This window comes from Afipia sp. 1NLS2, from assembly GCF_000178995.1.
Classification (GTDB): Bacteria; Pseudomonadota; Alphaproteobacteria; order Rhizobiales; family Xanthobacteraceae; genus Afipia.
Genome location: NZ_ADVZ01000001.1, coordinates 944,075 through 966,246 on the forward strand (window position 1 = coordinate 944,075; position 22,172 = coordinate 966,246).

24 protein-coding genes and 1 other RNA gene are annotated in these 22,172 nt (G+C 63.7%); 17 read left to right on the plus strand and 8 right to left on the minus strand.

Annotated features, from left to right (window positions below; genetic code table 11):
• Positions 1-86: 86 nt before the first annotated feature.
• On the minus strand, positions 87-1,520 hold the full coding sequence (locus AFIDRAFT_RS04540; protein WP_009337990.1) for an ATP-binding protein: 1,434 nt from the start codon (positions 1,518-1,520) through the stop codon (positions 87-89).
• 405 nt (positions 1,521-1,925) lie between these two features.
• Between AFIDRAFT_RS04540 and rpmH the strand changes: the two genes are divergently transcribed.
• From rpmH to AFIDRAFT_RS04585, 10 genes are all read left to right on the plus strand, one after another.
• Positions 1,926-2,060: a 50S ribosomal protein L34 gene (gene rpmH / locus AFIDRAFT_RS19305; RefSeq protein ID WP_082157116.1), complete on the plus strand. Its 135-nt coding sequence runs from the start codon at positions 1,926-1,928 to the stop codon at positions 2,058-2,060.
• 29 nt (positions 2,061-2,089) lie between these two features.
• On the plus strand, positions 2,090-2,467 hold the full coding sequence (gene rnpA, locus AFIDRAFT_RS04545; protein ID WP_009337992.1) for a ribonuclease P protein component: 378 nt from the start codon (positions 2,090-2,092) through the stop codon (positions 2,465-2,467).
• A 22-nt stretch (positions 2,468-2,489) separates the two neighbouring features.
• Positions 2,490-4,325 carry a membrane protein insertase YidC gene (gene yidC, locus AFIDRAFT_RS04550; RefSeq protein ID WP_009337994.1) on the plus strand — a complete coding sequence of 612 codons (1,836 nt, stop codon included), beginning with the start codon at positions 2,490-2,492 and terminating at the stop codon, positions 4,323-4,325.
• A 78-nt stretch (positions 4,326-4,403) separates the two neighbouring features.
• The gene (gene yihA / locus AFIDRAFT_RS04555) at positions 4,404-5,069 is read left to right on the plus strand and encodes a ribosome biogenesis GTP-binding protein YihA/YsxC (RefSeq protein ID WP_009337996.1); all 666 of its coding nucleotides are present in this window, start codon (positions 4,404-4,406) and stop codon (positions 5,067-5,069) included.
• Complete coding sequence (locus tag AFIDRAFT_RS04560; RefSeq protein WP_009337998.1) at positions 5,066-5,452, plus strand: DUF423 domain-containing protein; 387 nt, start codon at positions 5,066-5,068, stop codon at positions 5,450-5,452. Before yihA ends, AFIDRAFT_RS04560 begins: the two co-directional genes overlap by 4 nt.
• Positions 5,453-5,537: 85 nt before the next feature.
• Positions 5,538-6,425: an acetylglutamate kinase gene (gene argB / locus AFIDRAFT_RS04565; RefSeq protein WP_009338000.1), complete on the plus strand. Its 888-nt coding sequence runs from the start codon at positions 5,538-5,540 to the stop codon at positions 6,423-6,425.
• Between the two features lie 35 nt (positions 6,426-6,460).
• The gene (locus AFIDRAFT_RS04570; RefSeq protein WP_009338001.1) at positions 6,461-7,153 is read left to right on the plus strand and encodes a pyrimidine 5'-nucleotidase; all 693 of its coding nucleotides are present in this window, start codon (positions 6,461-6,463) and stop codon (positions 7,151-7,153) included.
• A 100-nt stretch (positions 7,154-7,253) separates the two neighbouring features.
• Entirely contained in the window at positions 7,254-8,099 is an 846-nt protein-coding gene (gene dapD, locus AFIDRAFT_RS04575; protein ID WP_009338003.1) for a 2,3,4,5-tetrahydropyridine-2,6-dicarboxylate N-succinyltransferase, read from the plus strand.
• 2 nt (positions 8,100-8,101) lie between these two features.
• The gene (dapE, locus tag AFIDRAFT_RS04580) at positions 8,102-9,256 is read left to right on the plus strand and encodes a succinyl-diaminopimelate desuccinylase (protein WP_009338005.1); all 1,155 of its coding nucleotides are present in this window, start codon (positions 8,102-8,104) and stop codon (positions 9,254-9,256) included.
• A 10-nt stretch (positions 9,257-9,266) separates the two neighbouring features.
• Positions 9,267-9,830, plus strand: coding sequence for a phosphorylase family protein (locus AFIDRAFT_RS04585; protein ID WP_009338006.1), 564 nt, complete (start codon positions 9,267-9,269; stop codon positions 9,828-9,830).
• Positions 9,831-9,869: 39 nt separating this feature from the next.
• Here the strand turns inward: AFIDRAFT_RS04585 and truA are convergent, their stop codons facing one another.
• The 3 genes from truA to def are packed head-to-tail and all read right to left on the minus strand — an operon-like array spanning position 9,870 to position 12,066.
• Positions 9,870-10,607, minus strand: coding sequence for a tRNA pseudouridine(38-40) synthase TruA (truA, locus tag AFIDRAFT_RS04590; protein WP_009338007.1), 738 nt, complete (start codon positions 10,605-10,607; stop codon positions 9,870-9,872).
• Positions 10,607-11,539, minus strand: a complete 933-nt coding sequence (gene fmt / locus AFIDRAFT_RS04595; protein WP_009338008.1) for a methionyl-tRNA formyltransferase — start codon at positions 11,537-11,539, stop codon at positions 10,607-10,609. Before fmt ends, truA begins: the two co-directional genes overlap by 1 nt.
• Before the next feature lie 11 nt (positions 11,540-11,550).
• A complete protein-coding gene (gene def, locus AFIDRAFT_RS04600; RefSeq protein WP_040297801.1) occupies positions 11,551-12,066 on the minus strand; it encodes a peptide deformylase in 516 nt (171 codons plus the stop codon).
• Between the two features lie 159 nt (positions 12,067-12,225).
• Between def and AFIDRAFT_RS04605 the strand changes: the two genes are divergently transcribed.
• Together AFIDRAFT_RS04605 and AFIDRAFT_RS04610 are read left to right on the plus strand one after the other, a co-directional pair.
• A complete protein-coding gene (locus tag AFIDRAFT_RS04605; RefSeq protein ID WP_009338010.1) occupies positions 12,226-13,431 on the plus strand; it encodes a DNA recombination protein RmuC in 1,206 nt (401 codons plus the stop codon).
• Between the two features lie 48 nt (positions 13,432-13,479).
• Positions 13,480-14,832 (plus strand): AmpG family muropeptide MFS transporter, encoded by a 1,353-nt coding sequence (locus tag AFIDRAFT_RS04610; RefSeq protein WP_009338011.1) that lies wholly within the window; start codon positions 13,480-13,482, stop codon positions 14,830-14,832.
• 3 nt (positions 14,833-14,835) lie between these two features.
• Here the strand turns inward: AFIDRAFT_RS04610 and recR are convergent, their stop codons facing one another.
• The 4 genes from recR to ffs all read right to left on the minus strand — a co-directional run bounded on the left by recR (position 14,836) and on the right by ffs (position 17,821).
• On the minus strand, positions 14,836-15,441 hold the full coding sequence (gene recR, locus AFIDRAFT_RS04615; protein ID WP_009338012.1) for a recombination mediator RecR: 606 nt from the start codon (positions 15,439-15,441) through the stop codon (positions 14,836-14,838).
• 1 nt (position 15,442) lies between these two features.
• Positions 15,443-15,760, minus strand: a complete 318-nt coding sequence (locus tag AFIDRAFT_RS04620) for a YbaB/EbfC family nucleoid-associated protein (protein ID WP_009338013.1) — start codon at positions 15,758-15,760, stop codon at positions 15,443-15,445.
• A 20-nt stretch (positions 15,761-15,780) separates the two neighbouring features.
• Positions 15,781-17,631, minus strand: coding sequence for a DNA polymerase III subunit gamma/tau (locus tag AFIDRAFT_RS04625; RefSeq protein WP_009338014.1), 1,851 nt, complete (start codon positions 17,629-17,631; stop codon positions 15,781-15,783).
• Between the two features lie 93 nt (positions 17,632-17,724).
• Positions 17,725-17,821: signal recognition particle sRNA small type (gene ffs / locus AFIDRAFT_RS19310), an RNA gene on the minus strand.
• Positions 17,822-18,009: 188 nt separating this feature from the next.
• On the opposite strand from ffs, the gene AFIDRAFT_RS04630 reads away from it, so the two are divergent.
• The 5 genes from AFIDRAFT_RS04630 (at position 18,010) to AFIDRAFT_RS04650 (ending at position 22,168) form a co-directional block, all read left to right on the plus strand.
• Positions 18,010-18,426 (plus strand): HIT domain-containing protein, encoded by a 417-nt coding sequence (locus tag AFIDRAFT_RS04630; protein WP_009338016.1) that lies wholly within the window; start codon positions 18,010-18,012, stop codon positions 18,424-18,426.
• A 100-nt stretch (positions 18,427-18,526) separates the two neighbouring features.
• Entirely contained in the window at positions 18,527-19,465 is a 939-nt protein-coding gene (locus tag AFIDRAFT_RS04635; RefSeq protein WP_009338020.1) for a PfkB family carbohydrate kinase, read from the plus strand.
• 85 nt (positions 19,466-19,550) lie between these two features.
• A complete protein-coding gene (locus tag AFIDRAFT_RS04640) occupies positions 19,551-20,066 on the plus strand; it encodes an Lrp/AsnC family transcriptional regulator (protein WP_009338023.1) in 516 nt (171 codons plus the stop codon).
• A gap of 168 nt (positions 20,067-20,234) precedes the next feature.
• Positions 20,235-21,272: a YeiH family protein gene (locus AFIDRAFT_RS04645; RefSeq protein ID WP_009338025.1), complete on the plus strand. Its 1,038-nt coding sequence runs from the start codon at positions 20,235-20,237 to the stop codon at positions 21,270-21,272.
• A gap of 8 nt (positions 21,273-21,280) precedes the next feature.
• Positions 21,281-22,168: a LysR family transcriptional regulator gene (locus tag AFIDRAFT_RS04650; RefSeq protein ID WP_009338026.1), complete on the plus strand. Its 888-nt coding sequence runs from the start codon at positions 21,281-21,283 to the stop codon at positions 22,166-22,168.
• Positions 22,169-22,172: the final 4 nt, after the last annotated feature.

Here is a 22,172-nt window from a genome sequence, read left to right on the forward strand (position 1 = left end):
GTCGAAGCCGTACGGCCCGTTTCTCAAGGACTTTCCTCGGGATTCTCCCAGAAATCCGCCCAAGGTCGCCCATGGTTTCCGCCTTTTCAGGCGCGGGAGCGCTCCTGACGGAGTTGATGCAGTGGAATGGTCCGGTCGGGAATGACGATCCGGAACGTCGCGCCGATCGTCCCCTCCACCAGATCGATCTGGCCGCCATGGGCACGGATCAGTTCGGCGGCGATTGCAAGACCGAGCCCCGTGCCGCCGTCGCGCGAGGACCCCTGAAACGCCTCGAATAGATGAGCCCGCGCCTGCTCCGGAATGCCGGGGCCGGTATCTGAAATTTCCAGCACGGCGACGGCGCCTTCCCGGCGGCCCGCGATGCGGATCTGCTTCGGCGCGATGTCGGCGTGCGGCTGCCCCTCGAGCGCCTGAAAAGCATTGCGTACGAGGTTGAGGAGGACACGGAACAACTGATCCGGATCGACATCCACCACGAGGCCGCGTTCGATCGCGTTGCTCCAGACGATATCGGGATCGGTGGCGATGCCCGCGGATTCGCGCACCTCGTTGATGATCGGCTCGACCGCCACCATCCGCCGCTCGGGCCGCGCCTCCTGCACCTTGCCGTAGGACAGCGTCGACTGGCAGAACGCGATGGCGCGCTCCAGCGAACGCAAGAGCTTCGGCGCAAACCGCTGCACGCGCGGATCCGGCACGCTCGCGAGTTGGTCGGACAAAAGCTGCGAGGACGCGAGAAGATTGCGCAGATCGTGGTTGATCTTCGACACCGCAAGTCCGAGCGCCGCCAGATGGCTTTTCTGATGCAGCATCGAGACGAGATCGTGCTGCATGTCGGCGAGTTCGCGCTCCGCCATGCCGATTTCATCGCCGCGGTTCGAGGGCACCATCGCGCGGTCGGCACTTTCAGGGTTTTCATGGAAGGCGATGAGATTCGCCGTCATCCGGCGCATCGGCCGCACGAACAGGAAATGCAAGGCGAGATAGATCAGTCCCGCTGTGGCGATGGCGAAGCCGAACGACAGCAGCAGCACGTTCGACGAGAAGCGGTACATCGCCTTGCGCAGCGGCGCTTCATCCACCACCACTTCGATGAACTGCTCGCCCTGCGGCGCCGGGCCGATGATGCGGATCACGCCGTCGCCGCGCTCCAGCATCATCGAGAATGAATCGACGATGGCTTCCCACACGTTCATGGTGCGCATGTCGATGTCGCGCACCACCGCGGGCGGCATGTCCGCCACCGCGAGCAGACGGCGCTGCTGGCCGGTCTTGATGGCCACCGCGCGCGCGCCGATGCTTTGCAGGATGCTGCGCGCCAGTGAATCCGGCACCATGCCCGCAGGTGCGGCATCGAGCACCAAAGCCGCGGTATTGGCGGCGGCGATGCGATCATTCAGGCGATTGACGCTGAAATTGGCGATCGAAGGCACGTAGATCAGCACTTCGGCGATCATCACCAAGGGGATCGTCAGCAGCAGCAGCTTGCCGGACAGGTTGAGCCGCCCGCGCGGCATGGCCGGCCTCCCCTGCGACGTCATCGGCGGCACGCTTTCAGTCACGATCCGGCTCTTGATTTTCGATCTTCCGCGTCGCCACAGTCGCACCTGCGGCTGGCCTCGTCAAACCCCAGAAATACCTGAAATCTATGGATATTTCAGGGCAGCCCCGGCTAGCCGCCGGGCTTGGGGCAATTTGCACGCTCCGTTGACGAAAACAGCCCGCTCCCGTATAAGCCCGGCCAACTGTCCGTCATGGCCCGGCTCGACCGGGCCGGTTCATTTAAGGACCTTGGTCATTCAAGACCCCGGCCCCGGCTGAACCCGGACGACACCATTGAAACTTGCTCGGCAATTTGAATTTGCTCGGCACTCACTGGGGCGACACCGCAATCGGCGGGCGCCCGGCAGCGGAGAACGACCGTGAAGCGGACTTATCAACCCAGCAAACTGGTGCGCAAGCGCCGTCACGGCTTCCGTGCGCGTCAGGCCACGACCGGCGGCCGCAAGGTTCTCGCCGCTCGCCGTTCGCGCGGCCGCAAGCGTCTGAGCGCCTGAACCGGCATCACGATGCGCCGGTTGACATCATGGACCGGTTGAAAAAACGCGCGGATTTCATCGCCGCAGCCCAAGGCCCCCGCATTGCCAGGCCCGCTTTCGTGGTGCAGTCGCGCCTTCGCGACGACACCGGGCCCACCCGCATCGGCTTCACCGTCACCAAAAAAGTCGGCACCGCGACCGAGCGCAACCGTGTTCGCCGCAGGCTGCGCGAGATGGTCCGACTGGCCGGCGTCATCGCGCCGCCTTCCCCCCGCGACCACGTCATCGTCGGCCGGCGCGCCGCGCTGGATCATGAATTCTCCGTCATGATCGAGGATTTCCGTTCCGCGCTGATGCGTCTGACCCGTATGAAGGATCGCGCTGGCGATCCCCGTCCTATCCGCATTTCACCGAAACACTCTTAAGTCTACCCACGAGACCTGACCGATGACCGACAATCGTAACACCATCATCGCCGTAGTTTTGTCCGGCCTCATCCTGCTCGCCTGGCAGTATTTCTACAACATGCCGCAGATGGAGAAGCAGCGCGCCGCGCAGCAGACCCAGATGCAGGCCGCCAACCCGGCCAATTCCTCGGCACCGGCAGCAACCACGCAGACGCCTGCGGCCGGCAGCGCCGCGCCCACCCCCGCTTCTCCGGGCGCTGAGCAGCAGCAGGCCGCTCCGGTGAAGGACCGTGCCGAGGTGATCGCCTCGTCGCCGCGCGTCAAGATCGACACGCCGAGCCTGATCGGCAGCATCGCGCTGAAGGGCGCGCGCATCGACGACGTGGCTTTTGTGAAATACCGCGAGACAGTCGATCCGAAATCTCCGGCGGAAGTGCTGTTCTCGCCCACAGGGACCAAGGCGCCTTATTACGCAGAGTTCGGCTTCGTGCCCGCCGCGGGCGCAAGCGCCAAGCTGCCGGGCCTCGATACGGTCTGGACCCAGCAAGGCTCGAACGCGCTGACGCCCACGACGCCGGTCGTGCTGACATACGACAATGGCGAAGGTCTCGTCTTCACCCGCACCCTTTCGGTGGATGAGAAGTATGTCTTCACCATCAAGGATGAAGTCGCCAATTCTGGCACCGCGCCTGCGACGCTCTATCCGTTCGGCCTGATCTCGCGGCACGGCCTGCCGGAAACCTCCGGCTATTACATCCTGCATGAAGGCCCGATCGGCGTTCTGGGCGACAAGGGCCTGCAGGAATACACCTACAAGAAGATGGACGAGACCAAGGCCTCCGAATTCAAGGTCAGCAATGCCTGGCTCGGCATCACCGACAAATACTGGGCGGCGACGCTGCTGCCCGACCCTGCCGCCTCGCTGACCGCGCGCTTCTCGTCAAAACTGTCCGGCACCACCCGCGTCTACCAGACCGATTACCTGCTCGATCCGGTCACCGTGCAGGCCGGCGGCCATGCGACGACCACCACGCGCCTGTTCGCGGGCGCCAAGGAGGTCGCGACCGTCGATGCCTACGACAAGCAGCTCAAGCTCAACCGCTTCGAACTACTGATCGACTGGGGCTGGTTCTACTTCATCACCAAGCCGATGTTCTGGACGATCGATCACCTGTATCGCCTGTTCGGCAATTTCGGCGTCGCCATCCTGCTCGTCACCGTGATCGTGAAGGCGATCTTCTTCCCGCTGGCCAACAAGTCCTATGCCTCGATGGCGAAGATGAAGGCCGTGCAGCCGCAGCTCGCCGCGTTGAAGGAAAAATATCCCGACGACAAGGTGAAGCAGCAGCAGGAGATGATGGATATCTACAAGAAGGAGAAGATCAATCCGATTGCAGGCTGCCTGCCGATCGCGATTCAGATTCCAGTCTTCTTCGCACTCTATAAGGTGCTGTTCATCACCATCGAAATGCGCCACGCGCCGTTCTTCGGCTGGATCCACGATCTCTCCGCGCCGGACCCGACGCACGTTTTCAACCTGTTCGGCCTCCTGCCTTACGATCCGAGCGCGGTGCCGATTATCGGCCACTATCTCGCAATCGGCGCATGGCCGCTGATCATGGGCGTGACGATGTGGTTCCAGATGAAGCTCAATCCCGCGCCGCCGGATGCGACGCAGAAGATGATCTTCGACTGGATGCCCGTGATCTTCACCTTCATGCTGGCGTCCTTCCCCGCCGGTCTCGTGATCTACTGGGCCTGGAACAACACGCTCTCGGTGATCCAGCAGAGCGCGATCATGAAAAAGAACGGCGTGAAGATCGAACTGTTCGACAATCTGAAATCAACCTTCGCGGGCGGCAAGAAACCAGGGTAGCCCGCCGCTCCAGTACGCTTCTCATAGTCATGCCCGGGCTTGTCCCGGGCATGCACGTTTTTATAGTCTCGAAAGACCATGATGACCGAACCCGACGCCGAACTGATCGAATCCGGCCGCAAGCTGTTCGCCGGCGACTGGCAGTTCTTCTGGGCCTCTCCTTCCATCGAGACGCTGCCGACGATGCAGGGCGTCGAGATCGCCTTCGCCGGGCGTTCCAATGTCGGCAAGTCGAGCCTCATCAATGCGCTGACCAACCGCAATGGGCTGGCGCGCACATCGCACACGCCGGGGCGCACGCAGGAGCTGATCTTCTTCAAGGGGCCGGGACCGCTCGACGCGCGCACGCCCGAACTGCGGCTCGTCGACATGCCGGGCTACGGTTACGCCTCCGCGCCGAAGACCCAGATCGCCTCATGGACCAAGCTGATCCATAACTTCCTGCTTGGCCGCGCCAATCTTGCGCGCGTTTATGTGCTGATCGATTCACGGCACGGCTTCAAGGACGCCGACAACGAGGTGCTGACCACGCTCGACAAGGCCGCCGTCAGCTACCAGATCGTGCTGACCAAGGCCGATCAGGTGAAGAAAGCCGCGCTCGAAGAGACCATGGCCGCGATGGCCGAAAAGCTGCGTAAGCACCCGGCTGCCTTTCCCGAGATGCTGGTGACCTCCTCGCGCGACGGCGGCGGCATGGCCGAGATGCGCGCGGCCATCGTCAAACTGTTGAGGGAGCGGGCATGATGTCCACTCTATCGTTGCGGATTCCGGTCGTCTTCGCGGGCCTGATGGGCGCCATTGGCGTCGCGCTCGCGGCCACCGCCGCACACACACCGGACGCGGCGCGCCTCCACACCGCCTCCTCCATGCTGCTGTTCCACGCCTGCGCGGTGATCGGCGCGGTGCTGCTCGTCCATCAAGGTCTGGTGAGGCGGCGGCTTGGGCTGACGGCAGCCTATGGCTTCGTGCTCGCCGGTATCCTTTTCGGCGGCGACCTCGTGTCGCTGCAATATGCCGATCACGGCCTTTTCCCGATGGCGGCGCCGACCGGCGGCACCCTGTTCATCGTCTGCTGGCTGATGCTCGCCGTCGCAGCGCTCGTGCCGGACCGGACGCCCCGCGCCTGAGGTGCTTTGCACCGTCACATCAATCGGCTAAACCCTTTCCGCCCAGCCAAATCTCCTGGGCCACCCGCCATTCAAGGTTCGCTTCATGTCCGAGATAAGCCCGCAGGATCAGGCCCGCATTCTGTCCGAAGCGCTGCCGCATATGCAGCAGTACGACGAGGAAACCATCGTCATTAAATACGGCGGCCACGCCATGGGCGAAGAAAACCTCGCCCGCGAGTTCGCCCGCGACATCGTGCTTCTGGAGCAAACCGCGATCAATCCGGTGGTCGTTCATGGCGGCGGTCCGCAGATCGCCACCATGCTGTCGCGCCTCGGCATCAAGTCCGAATTCGCCGCCGGTCTGCGTATCACCGATGCCTCCGCCATCGAGATCGTCGAGATGGTGCTGGCGGGCTCGATCAACAAGCAGATCGTCAGCCACATCAACGCGGCGGGCGGCAAGGCCGTGGGTCTAAGCGGCAAGGATGGCAACATGGTCACCGCCGTGAAGGCGACCCGCACCATGATCGATCCGGACTCCAACATCGAGAAGGTGATCGATCTCGGCTTCGTCGGCGAGCCCGACAAGGTCGATCTCGCCTTGCTCAATCAGCTGATCGGCCACGAACTCATTCCGGTGCTGGCACCGCTTGCGGTGTCCTCCGATGGACAGACCTACAACGTCAACGCCGACACCTTCGCGGGTGCTGTCGCGGGCGCGCTGCGGGCGAAGCGGCTGTTGCTGCTGACCGACGTTCCGGGCGTGCTCGATAAATCCAAGAAACTCATCCCCGAATTGTCGATCAAGGATGCACGGCGGCTTATCGCGGACGGCACCATCTCCGGCGGCATGATCCCGAAGGTCGAGACCTGCATCTACGCGCTCGAAGCGGGCGTCGAAGGTGTCGTCATTCTCGATGGCAAGACCCCGCATGCCGTGCTGCTGGAGCTGTTCACCAATCAGGGCACCGGCACGCTGATGTACAAGTGACGGAGCGAGCGCACCGCGCTGCTTCCCAAAAAATCATGACCGACAAACGCGGCTTCGGCCATATCGACACCTGGGTGTTTGATCTCGACAACACTCTTTATCCGCACCACGTCAATCTGTGGCAGCAGGTCGACGGCCGCATCCGCGATTTCGTCGCCCACCAGCTCAAGGTTGACCCTGCCGAGGCGTTCCGGATCCAGAAGGATTACTATCGCCGCTACGGCACCACGATGCGTGGCATGATGACCGAGCACGGCGTCAGCCCCGATGATTTCCTCGCTTACGTCCACGACATCGACCATTCCCCGCTCGAGCCGAACCCGGCGATGGGACAGGCACTCGCCAAACTGCCTGGCCGCAAGCTGATTCTGACCAACGCGTCCGTCGCGCATGCCGAGAAGGTTCTGGAGCGGCTCGCGCTCGGCGTCACCTTCGACGGCGTGTTCGACATCATCTCGGCCGAGTTCGAGCCGAAGCCCGCGCGCCAGACTTACCGGCGCTTCCTCGATCTGCACGAGGTTGACGCAGAGCGCGCGGCGATGTTCGAGGACCTCGCCCGCAACCTCGCGATCCCGCATGAATTCGGCATGACCACCGTGCTGGTGGTGCCCGATGGCACCCAAAAGGTCGTGCGCGAAGCTTGGGAAATGGAGGGGCGCGACGCCCCGCACGTCGATCACGTCACCGACGACCTGACGGGATTTCTGGCGCAATTAGCGAAGTCCTGATCGCGCCCGCCTTGCTCTCCCGGGAAAATTCCGCCAAAGATCGTCTGCAATTATGCAGACGATCTGCAATTCCTATCCATCTGATTTTCCAAGGAAACCGATGTCTCTCTCCGCTCTCGAAACCACGCTGAACACCGCTTTCGACGCCCGCGACACCGTCAACGCCTCCACCAAGGGCGAGGTGCGCGATGCCGTGGAGCTGGCGCTCGACATGCTCGACAAGGGCGAGGCGCGGGTCGCGGAGCCGCAGGCGAATGGGGCGTGGAAGGTCAACCAGTGGCTAAAGAAGGCCGTGCTGCTGTCGTTCCGCCTCAACGACATGGCGCCGATTCCCGGCGGCCCCGGCGGCGCGCACTGGTGGGACAAGGTGCCCTCGAAGTTCGAGGACTATTCCGAGCAGAGCTTCCGTGAAGCCGGCTTCCGCGCGGTGCCGGGTGCGATCGTCCGCCGCTCGGCCTTCATCGGCAAGAACGTCGTGCTGATGCCGTCCTTCGTCAATCTCGGCGCCTATGTCGACGAAGCGACCATGATCGACACATGGTCCACCGTCGGCTCCTGCGCACAGATCGGCAAGCACGTCCACATCTCCGGCGGCGTCGGCATCGGCGGCGTGCTGGAGCCTTTGCAGGCGGGCCCGGTCATCATCGAGGACGACTGCTTCATCGGCGCGCGCTCGGAAGTCGCCGAGGGCGTGATCGTGCGCAAGGGCGCGGTGCTCTCCATGGGCGTATTCATCGGCGCATCGACCAAGATCATCGACCGCACCACGGGTGAAGTGTTTGTCGGCGAAGTCCCCGCTTATTCCGTGGTGGTGCCGGGCTCCCTGCCCGGCAAGCCGATGAAGGACGGCACACCCGGCCCGTCGCTCTACTGCGCGGTGATCGTCAAGCGCGTGGACGAGAAGACCCGTTCCAAGACCAGCATCAACGAACTGCTGCGAGACTGACAATGACCAAGGCGCTGGACGTCGCCCGCGATCTGTTGCGCTGCCCTTCGGTGACGCCTGCGGATGCGGGCGCGCTCGGCGTTCTTGAAAAGCTCCTGAAGGACGCCGGTTTCGAAACCCATCGCCTCACCTTCACCGAGCCGGGCGCGGACGACACCGACAACCTCTATGCCCGCATCGGCACCGCTGCCCCGCACATCACCTTCGCGGGCCACACCGACGTGGTGCCGCCGGGCGACGACAAAGCATGGTCGCACGATGCATTCGCGGGCGATGTGGACGGCGACGTGCTCTATGGCCGCGGCGCGGTCGACATGAAGGGCGCCATCGCCTGTTCGGTTGCCGCCGTGCTGGATTATCTGCAAGCGAACGGCGGCCAGCCAAAGGGCTCGATTTCTTTTCTCATCACCGGCGACGAGGAAGGTCCCGCCGTCAACGGCACGGTGAAGCTGCTCGACTGGGCGGCGAAGCGCGGCGAAAAGTTCGATCATTGCGTGCTGGGCGAACCGAGCAACGTCAATGCGCTCGGCGACTGCATCAAGGTCGGGCGTCGCGGCTCGCTATCAGGCACGCTGATCGTCGAGGGCAAGCAGGGCCATGTCGCCTATCCCGACCGCGCGCATAATCCGCTGCCCGACATCGCAGCTCTGGTCAGCGCACTGAACGCCGATCCGCTCGATCATGGCACCGATCACTTTCCGCCGTCGAATCTGGAGTTTCTCTCCATCGACACCGGCAACCCGGCATGGAACGTGATCCCCGCTCAGGCGCGGGCGCGCTTCAATATCCGCCACAACGACTACCGCACGCAGGATTCGCTGCGCGCGCTGATCGAGGGTCGCGTCGAAAAGCTCTCCGGCAACCACACCACCGCGCGCGTCGAATGGGAGCCGTCGAACGCCGACGCCTTCCTGACGCAGCCCGGCCCCTTCACCGATCTCGTCGTCGCTGCCATCGAAGAGGTGACCAAGCGGCGGCCGAAGCTCGATACCGGCGGCGGCACGTCGGATGCGCGCTTCATCGTTCATTACTGCCCGGTGCTCGAATTCGGCCTCGTCGGCCAGACCATGCACCAGATCGACGAGCGCACGCCGGTCGCCGACATCGAGGCGCTGACGAAAATCTATCGCAGCGTGCTGGATCGCTATTTCAAGTGAGGGCGCGCGCATGAGCGGCAACATCCTCGTCCTCACCGCCATCGACGACGAACTCGACAAAGCGCGCGCGCCGGAGGGCGTCGAAGTGATCTACACCGGCGTCGGCAAGGTCAATGCGGCGAGTGCCGCGACGCTCGCGCTGCTGGTGCTGCGCCCGCGTCTCGTTGTCAACTACGGCACCGCCGGCAAGATTCACAAGATGCACAACGGTCTCGTCGAGGTCGCCCATGCCGTGCAGCGCGACATGATGGCGATGCCGCTGGCGCCGCGCGGCCGCACGCCGTTCTCGCCGGAGATCGATCGCTTGTCGTCAGGGCACAAAGGTGTGACCTGCGGCACTGGCGACAGCTTCGTCACCACGACTGACCCGTGGCTCGTCGAGAACAAGATCGACATTGTGGACATGGAGCTTTATGCCATCGCCCATGTCTGTCAGCGGCATTCGCTGCCGTGGCGCGCGTTCAAGTTCATCACCGATGAAGCCGACGACAACGCCGCTGATCACTGGCAGGACAATGTGAAAGACGGCGAGGATTTGTTCTGGGACGCGATGAAGGAAATCGCACCGGCCTGACTTCCTCGCCCCGCACTTGCGGAGAGAGGTAAGAAGGACTCAATAATCCACCTTCACCAGATACAATCCGTCCGGCGGCGCGACGGGGCCGCAGGCGGCGCGGTTGCGTGCATCGAGCGCCTTGCGCATATCAGCCGCCGTCCATCGGCCATGCCCGACCCAGACCAGCGAGCCGACCATCGAGCGCACCTGACTGTGCAGGAACGAGCGCGCCGAGGTGACGATGTTGACGGTATCACCGTCGCGGATGACATCGAGCTGGTCGAGTGTCTTGTCCGGCGACTTCGCCTGACATTCGGTATCGCGAAACGTGGTGAAATCGTGCTTGCCTATCAGCACCTGCGCGGCTTCGTTCATCGCCGCCACATCGAGCGGCCGCGCCACCCGCCACGCACGCCCGGCATCGAGTGCGAGGTTCGCCCGGCGATTGCTGATGCGATAGATGTAATGGCGCTTCAGCGCCGAGAAACGCGCTTCGAACGTATCCGGCACGATCTCCGCAGAGAGAACCCCGATAGGGTGCGGACGCACATGCGCGTTCAACGCGTCACGCACCCGGTCGGCGCGATAGGTTTTCTCGAGATCGATATGTGCGACCTGCCCCAACGCATGAACGCCGGCATCGGTACGCCCCGCACCGTGCACGCGGACGCGGCTGCCGGTCATCGCCATAACCGCATCTTCCAGCGCGCCCTGCACTGAAGGGCCGTTGTCCTGATACTGCCAGCCGCAGAACGGCGTGCCGTCATATTCGATGATCAGCTTGTAGCGTGGCATCAGATCACAGCCAGCGGCGGCGCGAGCGGCGTGCCGCGCAGGAAGTCCGGCGCCGTCATCGGTTGCTTGCCCGCGCGCTGCACCTGCAACAGACGGATCGCGCCGCTGCCGCAGGCGATCGTCAGATGCTCGTCGAGCAGCACACCCGGTGCGCCCGATCCCTGCGCCAGCTCGCAGCGAAGCACCTTGATCCGCACAGGCACGCCTTCAATCGCAATCTCGAACCATGCGCCGGGAAACGGCGACAGACCGTGGATGTGGCGCAGCACCTCATGCGCGGGCTTCGCCCAGTCGATCTTCGCTTCGGCCTTGCCGATCTTGGCGGCATAGGTGATGCCCGCTTCATCCTGCGGCACGAGATCAAGGCCGCCCTGTTCCAGCGCCGCCATCGCCTGCACCATGAGGTCGGCACCGCGCGGCGCGAGCGCGTCGTGCAGGTCCTGCGCGGTCATCGCATCGGTGATTGGAAGGCGATCCGTCATCGCCACATCGCCGGTATCTAACCCGGCATCCATCTTCATCACCATCGCGCCGGATTCGGCATCGCCGGTCATGATGGCGCGCTGGATCGGCGCGGCCCCGCGCCAGCGCGGCAACAGCGAAGCATGCAGATTGAAGCAACCGCGCGGCACGGCGTTGAGAATATTTTCGGGCAGGATCATGCCATAGGCGACGACCACGGCGGCGTCCGCCTTGTGGGCGCGAAATGTTGCCTCCGCCTCCGGGGTCTTGAGCGTCGATGGCGTCAGCACCGGAAGGCCGAGCTCACGCGCCGCCTGCTCCACCGGCGTCGGCTGCAGTTTCATCCCGCGCCCCGCAGGCTTCGCCACACGGGTATAGACCGCCACGATCTCATGACCGTGCGCATGCAGCGCGCGCAGCGTCGGCACCGCGAAGTCCGGCGTGCCCATGAAGATCAGACGAAGCGGCATGAGGCTCGCTGTTATTTGGCCGCGAGTTTCGCGGCCTTGGTGAACTTCTTCATCACGCGATCGCGCTTGAGCTTGGACAGGTAGTCGATGAACAGAACACCGTTGATGTGATCGATCTCGTGCTGGATGCAGGTGGCGAACAGCCCCTCCGCATCCTCCTCGTGCACCTTGCCGTCGAGGTCCATGTAACGGATACGCACGGATGCGGGCCGCTCCACCTCCTCGTAATATTCCGGGATCGACAGGCAGCCTTCCTCGTACACCGAAACGTCGTCGGACTTCGACAGAATCTCCGGGTTGATGAAGACCCGCGGCACCTTCTCACCTTCCTTCTTGGAGACGTCCATGGTGATGAGCCGCAGCGGCACCGCCACCTGAATGGCGGCAAGGCCAATGCCCGGCGCGTCATACATGGTCTCGAACATATCCTCGGCGAGCGCGCGGATTTCGGGTGTGATCTTGTCGACCGGTTCTGAGACAAGACGCAGGCGTTTGTCCGGGATGCTGATGATTTCACGAATGGCCATGCCCGCGATGTAATCGGACTGCCTGCCGGGGTCAAACGGCGATTGAGCCCTCAAAACAACTGTCTTTCCAGTGCGGAAAACCGGTGCATCAAGACATTATTAACCATAAATGTTCCCTATTCGTTCCATTTTCGCCGCGAATCGGGCTACAGTGCCGCAATGAATGAAATTTTGTTTTCCATCGGGGACGTCCCCGTTCGCACCGGCGCTGCCCTGCTCGGCTTCGGCGTGCTCGCGCTGCTCCTGCTCGCAATCATCGCGCTCATCATGTCCCGTTCGGGACGCAAAACCGCCGCCCTCGCCATGGCGCAGGCGATCCGCGCGGACGAACTGGAGGAGCGCCTGAGCGAAGTGCTGCGCATCCAGAACGAAGCCGCGGGGCGCGTGCACGAGATGGGACAGGCGCTGGTCGGGCGGCAGGCCGAGATGGCGCGCGCAGTCAACGAGCGGCTGGATTCGGTGACGCACCGCGTCGGCCAGTCCATGGAGCAGACCACCCGCAACACCATGGACAGCCTGCGCGCGCTGCACGAGCGCCTCGGCATCATCGACAACGCGCACAAGAATCTCACCGACCTCACCACCCAAGTCACGACGCTGCGCGACGTGCTCGCCAATAAGCAGGCGCGCGGCGCGTTCGGGCAGGCGCGCATGGAAGCCATCGTACAGGATGGCCTGCCGAAGGGCTCGTTCGCGTTCCAGCACACTCTGACCAACAACAAACGCCCGGATTGCGTGGTGTTTCTGCCCGACCAGCGGCCGCTGTGCATCGATGCCAAGTTTCCGCTCGAAGCCGTCACCGCGCTGCGCGAGGCCAAGAGCGACGACGAGCGCAAGTTCGCCTCGCAGCGCCTGCGGCAGGACGTGATGAAGCATGTCGCCGACATCGCCGACAAATATCTCATCCCCGGCGAGACGCAGGACACAGCCTTGATGTTCGTGCCGTCCGAATCCGTCTATGCTGAGATTCACGACGGCTTCGACGACGTGGTGCAGAAGGCCTATCGCGCCCGCATCGTGCTGGTGTCTCCCTCACTGTTGATGCTCGCGATCCAGGTGATGCAGCAGATCATGAAGGACGCGCGGATGCGCGATGCCGCGGGGCAGATCCGCACCGAGGTCATGACCATGTCGGACGACCTCGCCCGCCTGCGCGAGCGCGTGCTGAAGCTGCAGAACCATTTCAACCAGGCGAACGAAGACGTCCGCCAGATCCTGATTTCCGCCGACAAGATCGAGAAGCGTGCGGGCCGGATCGAGGAACTGGATTTCACCACGCATGACGATCCCCCGCCGCGGGCGGAAGGCACGCCGGCACCGAGCCTGTTCCCCGTACAGCCGCGAAAGCTGCAGGCGGGCGAATAGCCGCGCCGCTTCTCACGGGAAGCCTCGCGAATCTGCTAACACCGCTCCATGACATCACCTGAGAGCGTCGAGACACCCGCCAACCCGCGCGCCTCGTGGCGCGACGCGCTCGCGGTCTATCTGCAGCCGCGTGTGCTGGTAGTGCTGTTTCTCGGCTTCTCGTCCGGCTTGCCGCTCGCACTCTCGGGCTCGACGCTTTTGGTGTGGATGCGCGAAGCGGGCGTCGATCTCAAGACCATCGGGCTGTTCGCGCTGGTCGGCACGCCCTACACGATCAAGTTCTTCTGGGCCCCTCTCGTCGATGCACTGCATGTACCGATCCTGACGCGCCTGCTCGGGCGGCGGCGCGCCTGGCTGATCTTTTCCCAATTGCTGCTGATGGTCGCCATCGTGCTGCTGGCGCTGAGCGATCCGACCAGACCACTCGGTGTCGCGCTCGCGGCGCTGTTCGTCGCCGCCGCTTCCGCGACGCAGGACATCGTGATCGATGCCTTCCGCGTCGAAAGCCTGCCGGAGAACGAGCAGGCCGCCGGCATGGCATCCTATGTCGCGGCCTATCGCGTCGGCATGCTGCTCTCCACCGCGGGCGCGCTGTTTCTCGTCAGCGGGTTCGAGAGCGCGGGCCTGAACCGCCATGCTGCCTGGCAGTGGGGCTACATCGCGATGGCGGCGCTGGTCGTCATCGGCATCCTCACCGCATTGTTCGCGACCGAGCCGGAAGCCTCCCGCGTGGCCGAAGCCAGCACCGAGCGGACGTTTGGGCGCATCGTTCATGCAGCGGCAGGCGCCTTCACCGAATTCGCGGCTTACAAGGACGCGTGGGCCATTCTGGCTTTCGTCGTGCTGTTCAAGTTCACCGATGCGTTTTCCGGCACCATGACGGCGCCTTTTGTTATTGATCTGGGCTTCACCCGCAACGATTACGCCGCCATCGTGAAGGGGCTTGGCCTCGCCGCCACGCTGATCGGCGGCTTCGCGGGCGGCTTTCTCGCCAGCCGTTACTCACTGGTCGTGAGCCTCTGGATCGGCGGCTTCCTGCAAGCGATCGCCAACCTGTCGTTCTCCTGGCTCGCCATCGTCGGCATCGATCATTACGCGCTGGCGCTTGCGATCACCGCGGAGAACTTCACCAGCGCCGTCGGCACCGTGATCTTCGTCGCCTATCTCTCCGCGCTGTGCCGCAATCCCGCGCACACCGCGACCCAGTATGCGCTGCTCACCGCGCTGGCCGCGATCGGGCGCACCTATCTGTCGTCCGGCGCGGGTTATGTCGCAGCGGCGACGGGCTGGGCGTGGTTCTTCGCGATCTGTATGGTGGTCGCGGTGCCGAGCTTCATGCTCCTGGCCTGGTTGCAGGCACGAGGGCATTTCGAGGCATTGACCGCGCCGGTCAAAACCTGAGCGTCAGAACAGCGTCCGCTGGCGCATCGCCGCCGACAGCGTGCCCTCGTCGAGATAATCGAGTTCGCCACCGACCGGCACGCCATGCGCAAGCCGCGTCACCTTGACACCGGCCTCCTGCAACATGTCGGTCACATAATGCGCCGTGGTCTGGCCATCGACCGTGGCGTTGAGCGCGAGAATGATCTCCGTCACCTCGGGAGCCTGCGCGCGCGCCACCAGCGCATCGATCGTCAGATCCTGAGGCCCGATGCCATCGAGCGGCGACAGCGTCGCGCCCAGTACATGATAACGGCCGTGCGTTGCGGCGGCCCGCTCGAGTGCCCAAAGATCGGCGACATCCGCCACCACCACGATGATCGACGGATCGCGGCGCGTGTCGGTGCAGATCGTGCACGGGTTCTGCGTGTCGATGTTGCCGCAGGTATGGCACACCTGAATGCGCTCGATCGCAACCTGCAACGCGGAAGCCAGCGGCGTCATCAGTGCTTCGCGCTTCTTGATGAGGTGCAGCGCTGCGCGCCGCGCCGAACGCGGGCCAAGGCCCGGCAGCCGCGCCAGCAACTGGATCAGCCGCTCGATCTCGGGTCCGGCAACCGTGGATGCCATCTCAGCCCAGGCCCAGCCCCGGAATGTTGAAGCCGCCGGTGATGGCTTTCATCCGCTCCTGCATCGCGTCTTCCGCCTTGCGGCGCGCGTCGTTCTGGGCTGCGACGAGCAGATCCTCCAGCACCTCGCGCTCCTCCGCCTTCATCAGCGATGGATCGATGGAGACGGATTTCAACTCCATCTTCGCGGTCATGCGCATCGTGACCATGTTGCCGCCGGCCGAACCCTCGACCTCGATCTGGTCAAGCTGCTCCTGCACTTCCTTCATCTTCGACTGAAGCTGAGCGGCCTGCTTCATCATGCCGAGAAAATCAGCCATGAATTATCCTTTTCACAATCTCAGAGATCATCATCGTCGCCGTCGACATCGTCCTCGATCGGCATCACCGCGGGTGGCGGCTCCGGCGCCAGTCGCCGCACATCGACCACCTGTGCACCGGGAAACGCCGCCATGACCGCCTGCACGCGCGGGTCGGCCTGCACGTTCTCGGTGAGCTTGTCCTTGCGTTCCTGCGCTTGCGCGCGCAGCGTCGGCTGGCCTTCCTCGTTGGACACGACCACAGCCCAACGGCGGCCGGTCCATTGCTCAAGCTTGCGCTGCAGATCGTTGACCACCGAACGCGCGGCGCTGCGCTCAAGCGCGATCTCCAGCCTGCCGTCTTCCATGCGTACCAGCCGCAGATCGGCTTCCAGCGCGGCCTTGAGCGCAATATCACGTTTCTCGCTCGCGAGCGCGACGATTTCGGGGTAGCTCGACAGCCGCCGCGTGGGGACCGACTGCGGCGCGACGGATTCCACCGGCTGCGGCTGCTGCCGCGCCACGGTTTCGCCTGACGAGCGCTGCGGCGGCATCGTGCGGAGCGCAGACGATTGCGCGAACGACGCAGGCGCGGGCGCGCGGGGCGCAGCGTTGCTGCCGGAAGCGGACGATGGTGCCGACTGCGTACCGCCACCCTCGCCAATCATCTTGATCGCTTCGTCCGGCGTCGGCAGGTCCGCGACATAGGCGATGCGCACCAGCACCATCTCGGCGGCGGCCTGCGGACGCGTGGCGTTCTGCACTTCGGCGATGCCCTTGAGCAGCATTTGCCACATCCGCGACAGCACGCGCATCGAGAGCTTGGTTGCAAATTCGCGGCCGCGCGTACGCTCGGCTTCTCCAAGAGCCACATTGTCCGCCGTCGCGGGCACAACCTTCACGCGCGTCACGAAGTTGACGAACTCCGCAAGGTCGCTGAGCACCACCACCGGATCGGCGCCGGTGTCGTATTGCTCGCGGAATTCCGCGAAGGCGCTGGCGATGTCGCCCTTGGCCAGATGTTCGAACAGGTCTATCACGCGCGAACGATCTGCGAGGCCGAGCATCTGCCGCACGTCCTCGGCGCGCACGAGGCCCGCCGCATGCGCGATGGCCTGATCGAGCAGCGACAGCGAGTCGCGCACCGAACCCTCGGCCGCGCGCGCGATCAGACCCAGCGCCTCGGGCTCCGCCTCGACGCCTTCACGCGTCACGATGTTGGCGAGGTGGGACATCAGCACGTCGGCATCGACGCGGCGCAGATCGAAGCGCTGGCAGCGCGACAGCACCGTGACCGGCACTTTTCGGATTTCGGTGGTGGCGAACACGAACTTGGCGTGCTCCGGCGGCTCCTCCAGCGTCTTGAGGAAGGCGTTGAACGCCTTCTCCGACAGCATGTGGACTTCGTCGATGATGTAGACTTTGTAGCGCGCACTTGATGGCGCATAGCGCACGCCGTCGGTGATTTGCCGCACGTCGTCGATGCCGGTGTGCGAGGCCGCGTCCATTTCCAGCACGTCGATGTGCCGGCTTTCCATGATCGCCTGACAGTGCACACCGGGCGTCGGCATGGTGATGGTCGGCGCCTTCACCGAGCCGTCCGGCAATTCGTAGTTCAGTGCACGGGCGAGAATGCGCGCGGTCGTGGTCTTGCCGACGCCGCGCACGCCGGTGAGAATCCAGGCCTGCGGGATACGTCCCGTCTCGAACGCATTCGAGACGGTGCGGACCATCGCTTCCTGACCGATCAGGTCGTTGAAATTCGAGGGACGATATTTGCGCGCCAGAACGCGGTAGCCGGATGCGCCTCCGCCCGTATCAGCAAGGCCAAGGCCCTTCTCAAGCCCCGGTTGATCGCCCGCACTCAGGCCTGGAAGGTCGGAATCGGGCATCGAACGATCCGCATCGGTTATCGGGCGCGCCGCTCTGCCACGCAAAATGGCGGGCAGTCGGCCGGCATCGCGCCAGCCCCGGCATGAAAAGAGGTAGGAGACTGACGAGCGACCCGATCCGGACCTCGTTAGGGCTGCTTCCTTCCGGACCTGACCCGGTTGGCGAGTGGCTCGTCCACCGCCAATCTCCCGACGCCTATTTGGGGCCAAACCGGAGGGAAAGCAAGCAAGCCATAGGCTATTTTACCGCTTTACACGGCCATCAGGACTCACTCAGGAAGGTGCCCGGATGCGTATTCCGGCGGATACGCAAGTTCCTCACGCGCATGCCTGCGCCTGCTAGAGTGAGCGTGTTGCAGAATCAGTTTCGAGGCCCGCATGCCGTCGTCGTGGTCGCTCCACCACCAGCTTCAGAAGGATACGTTCGATGTCGGCGACCTGCCGCTGTCGCGTCTCCTCATCATCAAGGATTCCAACTATCCGTGGCTTTTGCTGGTGCCGCGCCGCTCCGGCGCTTCCGACCTGATTGACCTTAACGAGGTCGAGCAGGCGCAGCTCACCACCGAGATCAATCGCGTCTCGCGCGCGCTGAAAGACATCACCAAGCCCGACAAGCTAAACGTCGCGGCGCTCGGCAATGTCGTGCCGCAACTGCATGTGCACATCATCGCGCGCCGCATCAGCGACGCCGCATGGCCGCGCCCGGTGTGGGGGCTGGTGCCACCCGCGCCTTACGATCCTGCGGAAGCCGCGAGATTCACGCAGGCATTGCGCGAGAAAATCTGGATTACCTGAACCGCCTATTCGTCACGATGGCATGACGCCTCACGAGGGAACTCTGCCCGTGCTTCGGCTGTTTTCCTTCAGCCGCCTCGCCTGATTTGGGGGAACCCTCATGACCGCACAGCCCCGACCGGCCGCCCCGAATATTCTCTGCGTCGGCATGCCCGTGCGCGATCTGGTGTTTCGCGTCGAGAATATCCCGGCGCGCGGCAACAAGATGCGCGCCACGCATTTCACCGAATACAGTGGCGGCAACGCGCTGAATGCCTCCATCGCCATCGCGCGGCTTGGCGGCCGCGTCCTGATGTCGGGGCCGATGGGCCACGCCGGCGAGAAAGCCGCCGAGCAGATTTTCGAGGATCTCGCGCGGGAAGGCATCGACGGTAGCGCCATGGTGCGGATGCCCGGCCTCGTGACGCCGATCTCCAACATCATGATCGACACCACCGGCGAGCGGACCATCGTCACCTATCGCGATCCGAAAATGTGGGACGTGACATTGCCGGATACCGACGAATTGCTGAAGGATTGCGAGGCGATTCTCACCGAGAACCGCTGCGTTTTCGTGCGTGATCTCTGTTTCGAGGCCAAGCGGCGCGGCATTCCGGTCATCCTCGATGCCGACCGTGCGATGTCGCTGGACGAACCTCTGCTGCAAGCTTCCACCCACATCGTGTTTTCCGCCGAAGCGCTGCACGCAACCACCGGGGCGGACGATGACCCCGCGGCGTTGCGTGCAATCGCTGCACTGACACCTGCGTTCGTCGGCGTCACCAACGGCGCAGGCGGCATGACATGGCTTGAAGGCGGACAGGCCCGCCACATGGCAGCCTTCCCTGTCGCCGCGGTGGACACGCTCGGCGCGGGCGACGTGTTCCACGGCGCGTTCACGCTGGCGATTGCCGAAGGGCGCTCCATCGAAGCCGCGATGCGATTTTCCGCCGCCGCCGCCGCGCTGAAATGCACCCGGCACGGCGGCGCATTTGGTTCACCGCAACGTATTGAAGTGGAAGCATTTTTGGCTAAATCGGCGGCTCCGCACTTCGCCTGACGAATATTCCGGAATCCGGACTTGCGGTTAGAATATTCTTCTATATGATATTGGCATACTTCCTCTCAATAGAAGAATGTTTCCAATGTCAGACGCCGACCTCGCACCTGCCGTGCTCGACGCCCCACGTCGGCTCGATGCCATCGACCGCAAGATCCTGACTGTGCTGCAAGATGACGCCTCCCTTTCGGTTGCCGAAATCGGCGACCGCGTCGGCCTGTCGTCGACGCCCTGCTGGAAGCGAATCCAGCGGCTGGAGGCTGAAGGCATTATCCTGCGCCGCGTCGCTCTGGTCGATCAGAACAAGATCGGCCTCGGCATCACCGTGTTCGTCTCGGTGGAGAGCGGCGACCATTCCGATGCCTGGCTGAAGAAATTCGCCAATGCCGTGAGTGCCATGCCCGAGGTCATGGAATTCTACCGGATGGCGGGCGATGTCGATTACATGCTGCGCGTCGTCGTCGCCGACATGCAGAACTACGATGTCTTTTACAAAAAGCTCATCAGCGCCGTGGCGCTGAAGAACGTCACCTCGCGGTTTGCGATGGAAAAGATCAAATCGGTGACAGCCCTGCCGGTGCCGGCCCTGAATCCCGCCTGACGTCTGCCTGTTATTTTGTTCTGCCCAACGCGCCGCCTCGACAGCGGCGCGTTTGCTTTTGCACGACCGATAATTTGATCGTTTTTATCGATTGGATAGACATATATAATGCGTTTGAACGATTGATCGCTATTTGCGATCAGTGGCCGCATTCAAGGAGTTCGGCCAATGTCTACCATCACTTACACCGCCGCGGACCAGGATCAGGCCCGCTCCAAAGCTCACTTTCAGATTACAGGCATCTGGCCCGGCCTATTCCTGACGACCTTGGTCGCCTGCGCCGCCTACGGCGTGCACCTGCTGCCCGTCGTCTCGACCTTCAGCCCGCTGATCCTCGCGATCCTGCTCGGCATGATCTTTCACAACGTCGTCGGCACGCCTGCCAGCGCCAAGCCCGGCGTCACCTTTTCGCTGCGGCGGATTCTGCGGTTCGCAATCATTATGCTCGGCCTGCAACTCACCGCGATGCAGATCGGCGAGGTCGGCGCGACCGGCATCGCCATCATTGCCGTAACGCTGGCCGCGACCTTCCTGTTCACCGGCTGGTTCGGCCGCGTGATGGGCATCGACCCCAAGCTCGCCCAGCTCATCGGCGCGGGCACCTCGGTCTGCGGCGCATCCGCCGTGATCGCGACCAACACTGTGACCGACGCCCATGACGAGGACGTCGCCTACGCGGTCGCCTGTGTCACCGTGTTCGGATCGATCGCGATGTTCGCCTACCCGACGCTTGGCACCCTGCTTCATCTCGATCCGCGCGCCTACGGCTTGTGGGCGGGCTCCTCGATCCATGAGATCGCTCAGGTGGTCGCGGCAGCCTTCCAGGAAGGACGTCAGGCCGGCGAGTTCGGCACCATCGCCAAGCTGTCCCGCGTGATGCTGCTGGCGCCGCTGGTGATCGCGCTCGGCGTCGCCGCGGCCCGCCACCGCAGCGGCACCTCCAGCGCACGCGCTCCGATGCCCTGGTTCGTGCTCGGCTTCATCGCGATGATCGCGCTCAACAGCGTCGTCACCATTCCGCCCGAGGCAAAGTCGGTGATCGTCTCCGTCACCACCTTCCTGCTCACTATGGCGCTGGCCGCGATGGGACTCGAAACCGACATCGCCAAACTCTATGCTAAAGGACTTCGCCCGCTGGCCGTCGGCGCAGTCGCCTCGGTCTTCATCTCAGTGCTCAGCCTGACGCTGATCAAGTTGACGTCGTAAGGTAACGGATGACGCTGGAGCAGCTTCGGATCTTCGTTGCGGTTGCGGAGCAGGAGCACATGACCCGTGCCGCCGGCGTTCTCAATCTCACCCAATCGGCGACAAGTGCTGCCATCGCAGCCCTTGAGGATCGTTATGCGATCAAACTGTTCGACCGGATCGGCCGCAGTATCAGGCTGACCGATGCCGGGCGGCAATTCGTCATCGAGGCCCGCGCGGTGCTGGCGCGCGCCGCCGCCGCCGAAGCCGTCCTCACCGATCTCACCGGCCTTGCCCGCGGCTCGCTATCGCTCGCGGCAAGCCAGACGGTCGGCAATTACTGGCTGCCGCCGCTGATCCACCGCTTCCACCAGCGCTATCCCGGCATCAACGTGACGCTGAAGATTGGCAACACCGAACAGGTCACGGCATGGGTGCACAGCGGGCTCGCCGATCTCGGCTTCATCGAAGGCGACATCGAAGATAGCGGACTGTCGATCAGCAACGTCGCGAATGACGAGCTTGTACTGGTCGTCGCCGCCACGCATCCCTGGGCGGCAATGACGAAGCCCACAGCCGCGCATCTTAAGGACGGAAAATGGGTCGTTCGTGAGCCAGGCTCCGGCACCCGTCACGTACTCGAGACGGTTCTCTCCGGCCTCGGCATCGCCCGCAACGAGATCTCCATCGCGCTCGAACTGCCGTCGAATGAATCGGTGCGCGCCGCCGTTGTCGCGGGCGCGGGCGCCACCATCATCTCGCGCATCGTGGTCGCGAACCTCTTGACCTCCGGCGCGCTGGTCGAACTGAAAATCCCGATGCCCTCGCGGCGCTTCTTCCTGCTGCGCCACAAGGAACATCACGTCACGCAGGCCGAGCGTGAACTTGAGAAGCTGATCGCCGACACGCCACAGTAAGTGA

What these genes read in the sequence shown, in the direction of transcription:
- AFIDRAFT_RS04540 (WP_009337990.1), bottom strand. Translation starts at nt 1,520, where the DNA reads ATGCCGCGCGGGCGGCTCAACCTGTCCGGCAAGCTGCTGCTGCTGACG.
- rnpA (WP_009337992.1), top strand. Translation starts at nt 2,090, where the DNA reads ATGGACCGGTTGAAAAAACGCGCGGATTTCATCGCCGCAGCCCAAGGC.
- yidC (WP_009337994.1), top strand. Translation starts at nt 2,490, where the DNA reads ATGACCGACAATCGTAACACCATCATCGCCGTAGTTTTGTCCGGCCTC.
- yihA (WP_009337996.1), top strand. Translation starts at nt 4,404, where the DNA reads ATGATGACCGAACCCGACGCCGAACTGATCGAATCCGGCCGCAAGCTG.
- AFIDRAFT_RS04560 (WP_009337998.1), top strand. Translation starts at nt 5,066, where the DNA reads ATGATGTCCACTCTATCGTTGCGGATTCCGGTCGTCTTCGCGGGCCTG.
- argB (WP_009338000.1), top strand. Translation starts at nt 5,538, where the DNA reads ATGTCCGAGATAAGCCCGCAGGATCAGGCCCGCATTCTGTCCGAAGCG.
- AFIDRAFT_RS04570 (WP_009338001.1), top strand. Translation starts at nt 6,461, where the DNA reads ATGACCGACAAACGCGGCTTCGGCCATATCGACACCTGGGTGTTTGAT.
- dapD (WP_009338003.1), top strand. Translation starts at nt 7,254, where the DNA reads ATGTCTCTCTCCGCTCTCGAAACCACGCTGAACACCGCTTTCGACGCC.
- dapE (WP_009338005.1), top strand. Translation starts at nt 8,102, where the DNA reads ATGACCAAGGCGCTGGACGTCGCCCGCGATCTGTTGCGCTGCCCTTCG.
- AFIDRAFT_RS04585 (WP_009338006.1), top strand. Translation starts at nt 9,267, where the DNA reads ATGAGCGGCAACATCCTCGTCCTCACCGCCATCGACGACGAACTCGAC.
- truA (WP_009338007.1), bottom strand. Translation starts at nt 10,607, where the DNA reads ATGCCACGCTACAAGCTGATCATCGAATATGACGGCACGCCGTTCTGC.
- fmt (WP_009338008.1), bottom strand. Translation starts at nt 11,539, where the DNA reads ATGCCGCTTCGTCTGATCTTCATGGGCACGCCGGACTTCGCGGTGCCG.
- def (WP_040297801.1), bottom strand. Translation starts at nt 12,066, where the DNA reads ATGGCCATTCGTGAAATCATCAGCATCCCGGACAAACGCCTGCGTCTT.
- AFIDRAFT_RS04605 (WP_009338010.1), top strand. Translation starts at nt 12,226, where the DNA reads ATGAATGAAATTTTGTTTTCCATCGGGGACGTCCCCGTTCGCACCGGC.
- AFIDRAFT_RS04610 (WP_009338011.1), top strand. Translation starts at nt 13,480, where the DNA reads ATGACATCACCTGAGAGCGTCGAGACACCCGCCAACCCGCGCGCCTCG.
- recR (WP_009338012.1), bottom strand. Translation starts at nt 15,441, where the DNA reads ATGGCATCCACGGTTGCCGGACCCGAGATCGAGCGGCTGATCCAGTTG.
- AFIDRAFT_RS04620 (WP_009338013.1), bottom strand. Translation starts at nt 15,760, where the DNA reads ATGGCTGATTTTCTCGGCATGATGAAGCAGGCCGCTCAGCTTCAGTCG.
- AFIDRAFT_RS04625 (WP_009338014.1), bottom strand. Translation starts at nt 17,631, where the DNA reads ATGCCCGATTCCGACCTTCCAGGCCTGAGTGCGGGCGATCAACCGGGG.
- AFIDRAFT_RS04630 (WP_009338016.1), top strand. Translation starts at nt 18,010, where the DNA reads ATGCCGTCGTCGTGGTCGCTCCACCACCAGCTTCAGAAGGATACGTTC.
- AFIDRAFT_RS04635 (WP_009338020.1), top strand. Translation starts at nt 18,527, where the DNA reads ATGACCGCACAGCCCCGACCGGCCGCCCCGAATATTCTCTGCGTCGGC.
- AFIDRAFT_RS04640 (WP_009338023.1), top strand. Translation starts at nt 19,551, where the DNA reads ATGTCAGACGCCGACCTCGCACCTGCCGTGCTCGACGCCCCACGTCGG.
- AFIDRAFT_RS04645 (WP_009338025.1), top strand. Translation starts at nt 20,235, where the DNA reads ATGTCTACCATCACTTACACCGCCGCGGACCAGGATCAGGCCCGCTCC.
- AFIDRAFT_RS04650 (WP_009338026.1), top strand. Translation starts at nt 21,281, where the DNA reads ATGACGCTGGAGCAGCTTCGGATCTTCGTTGCGGTTGCGGAGCAGGAG.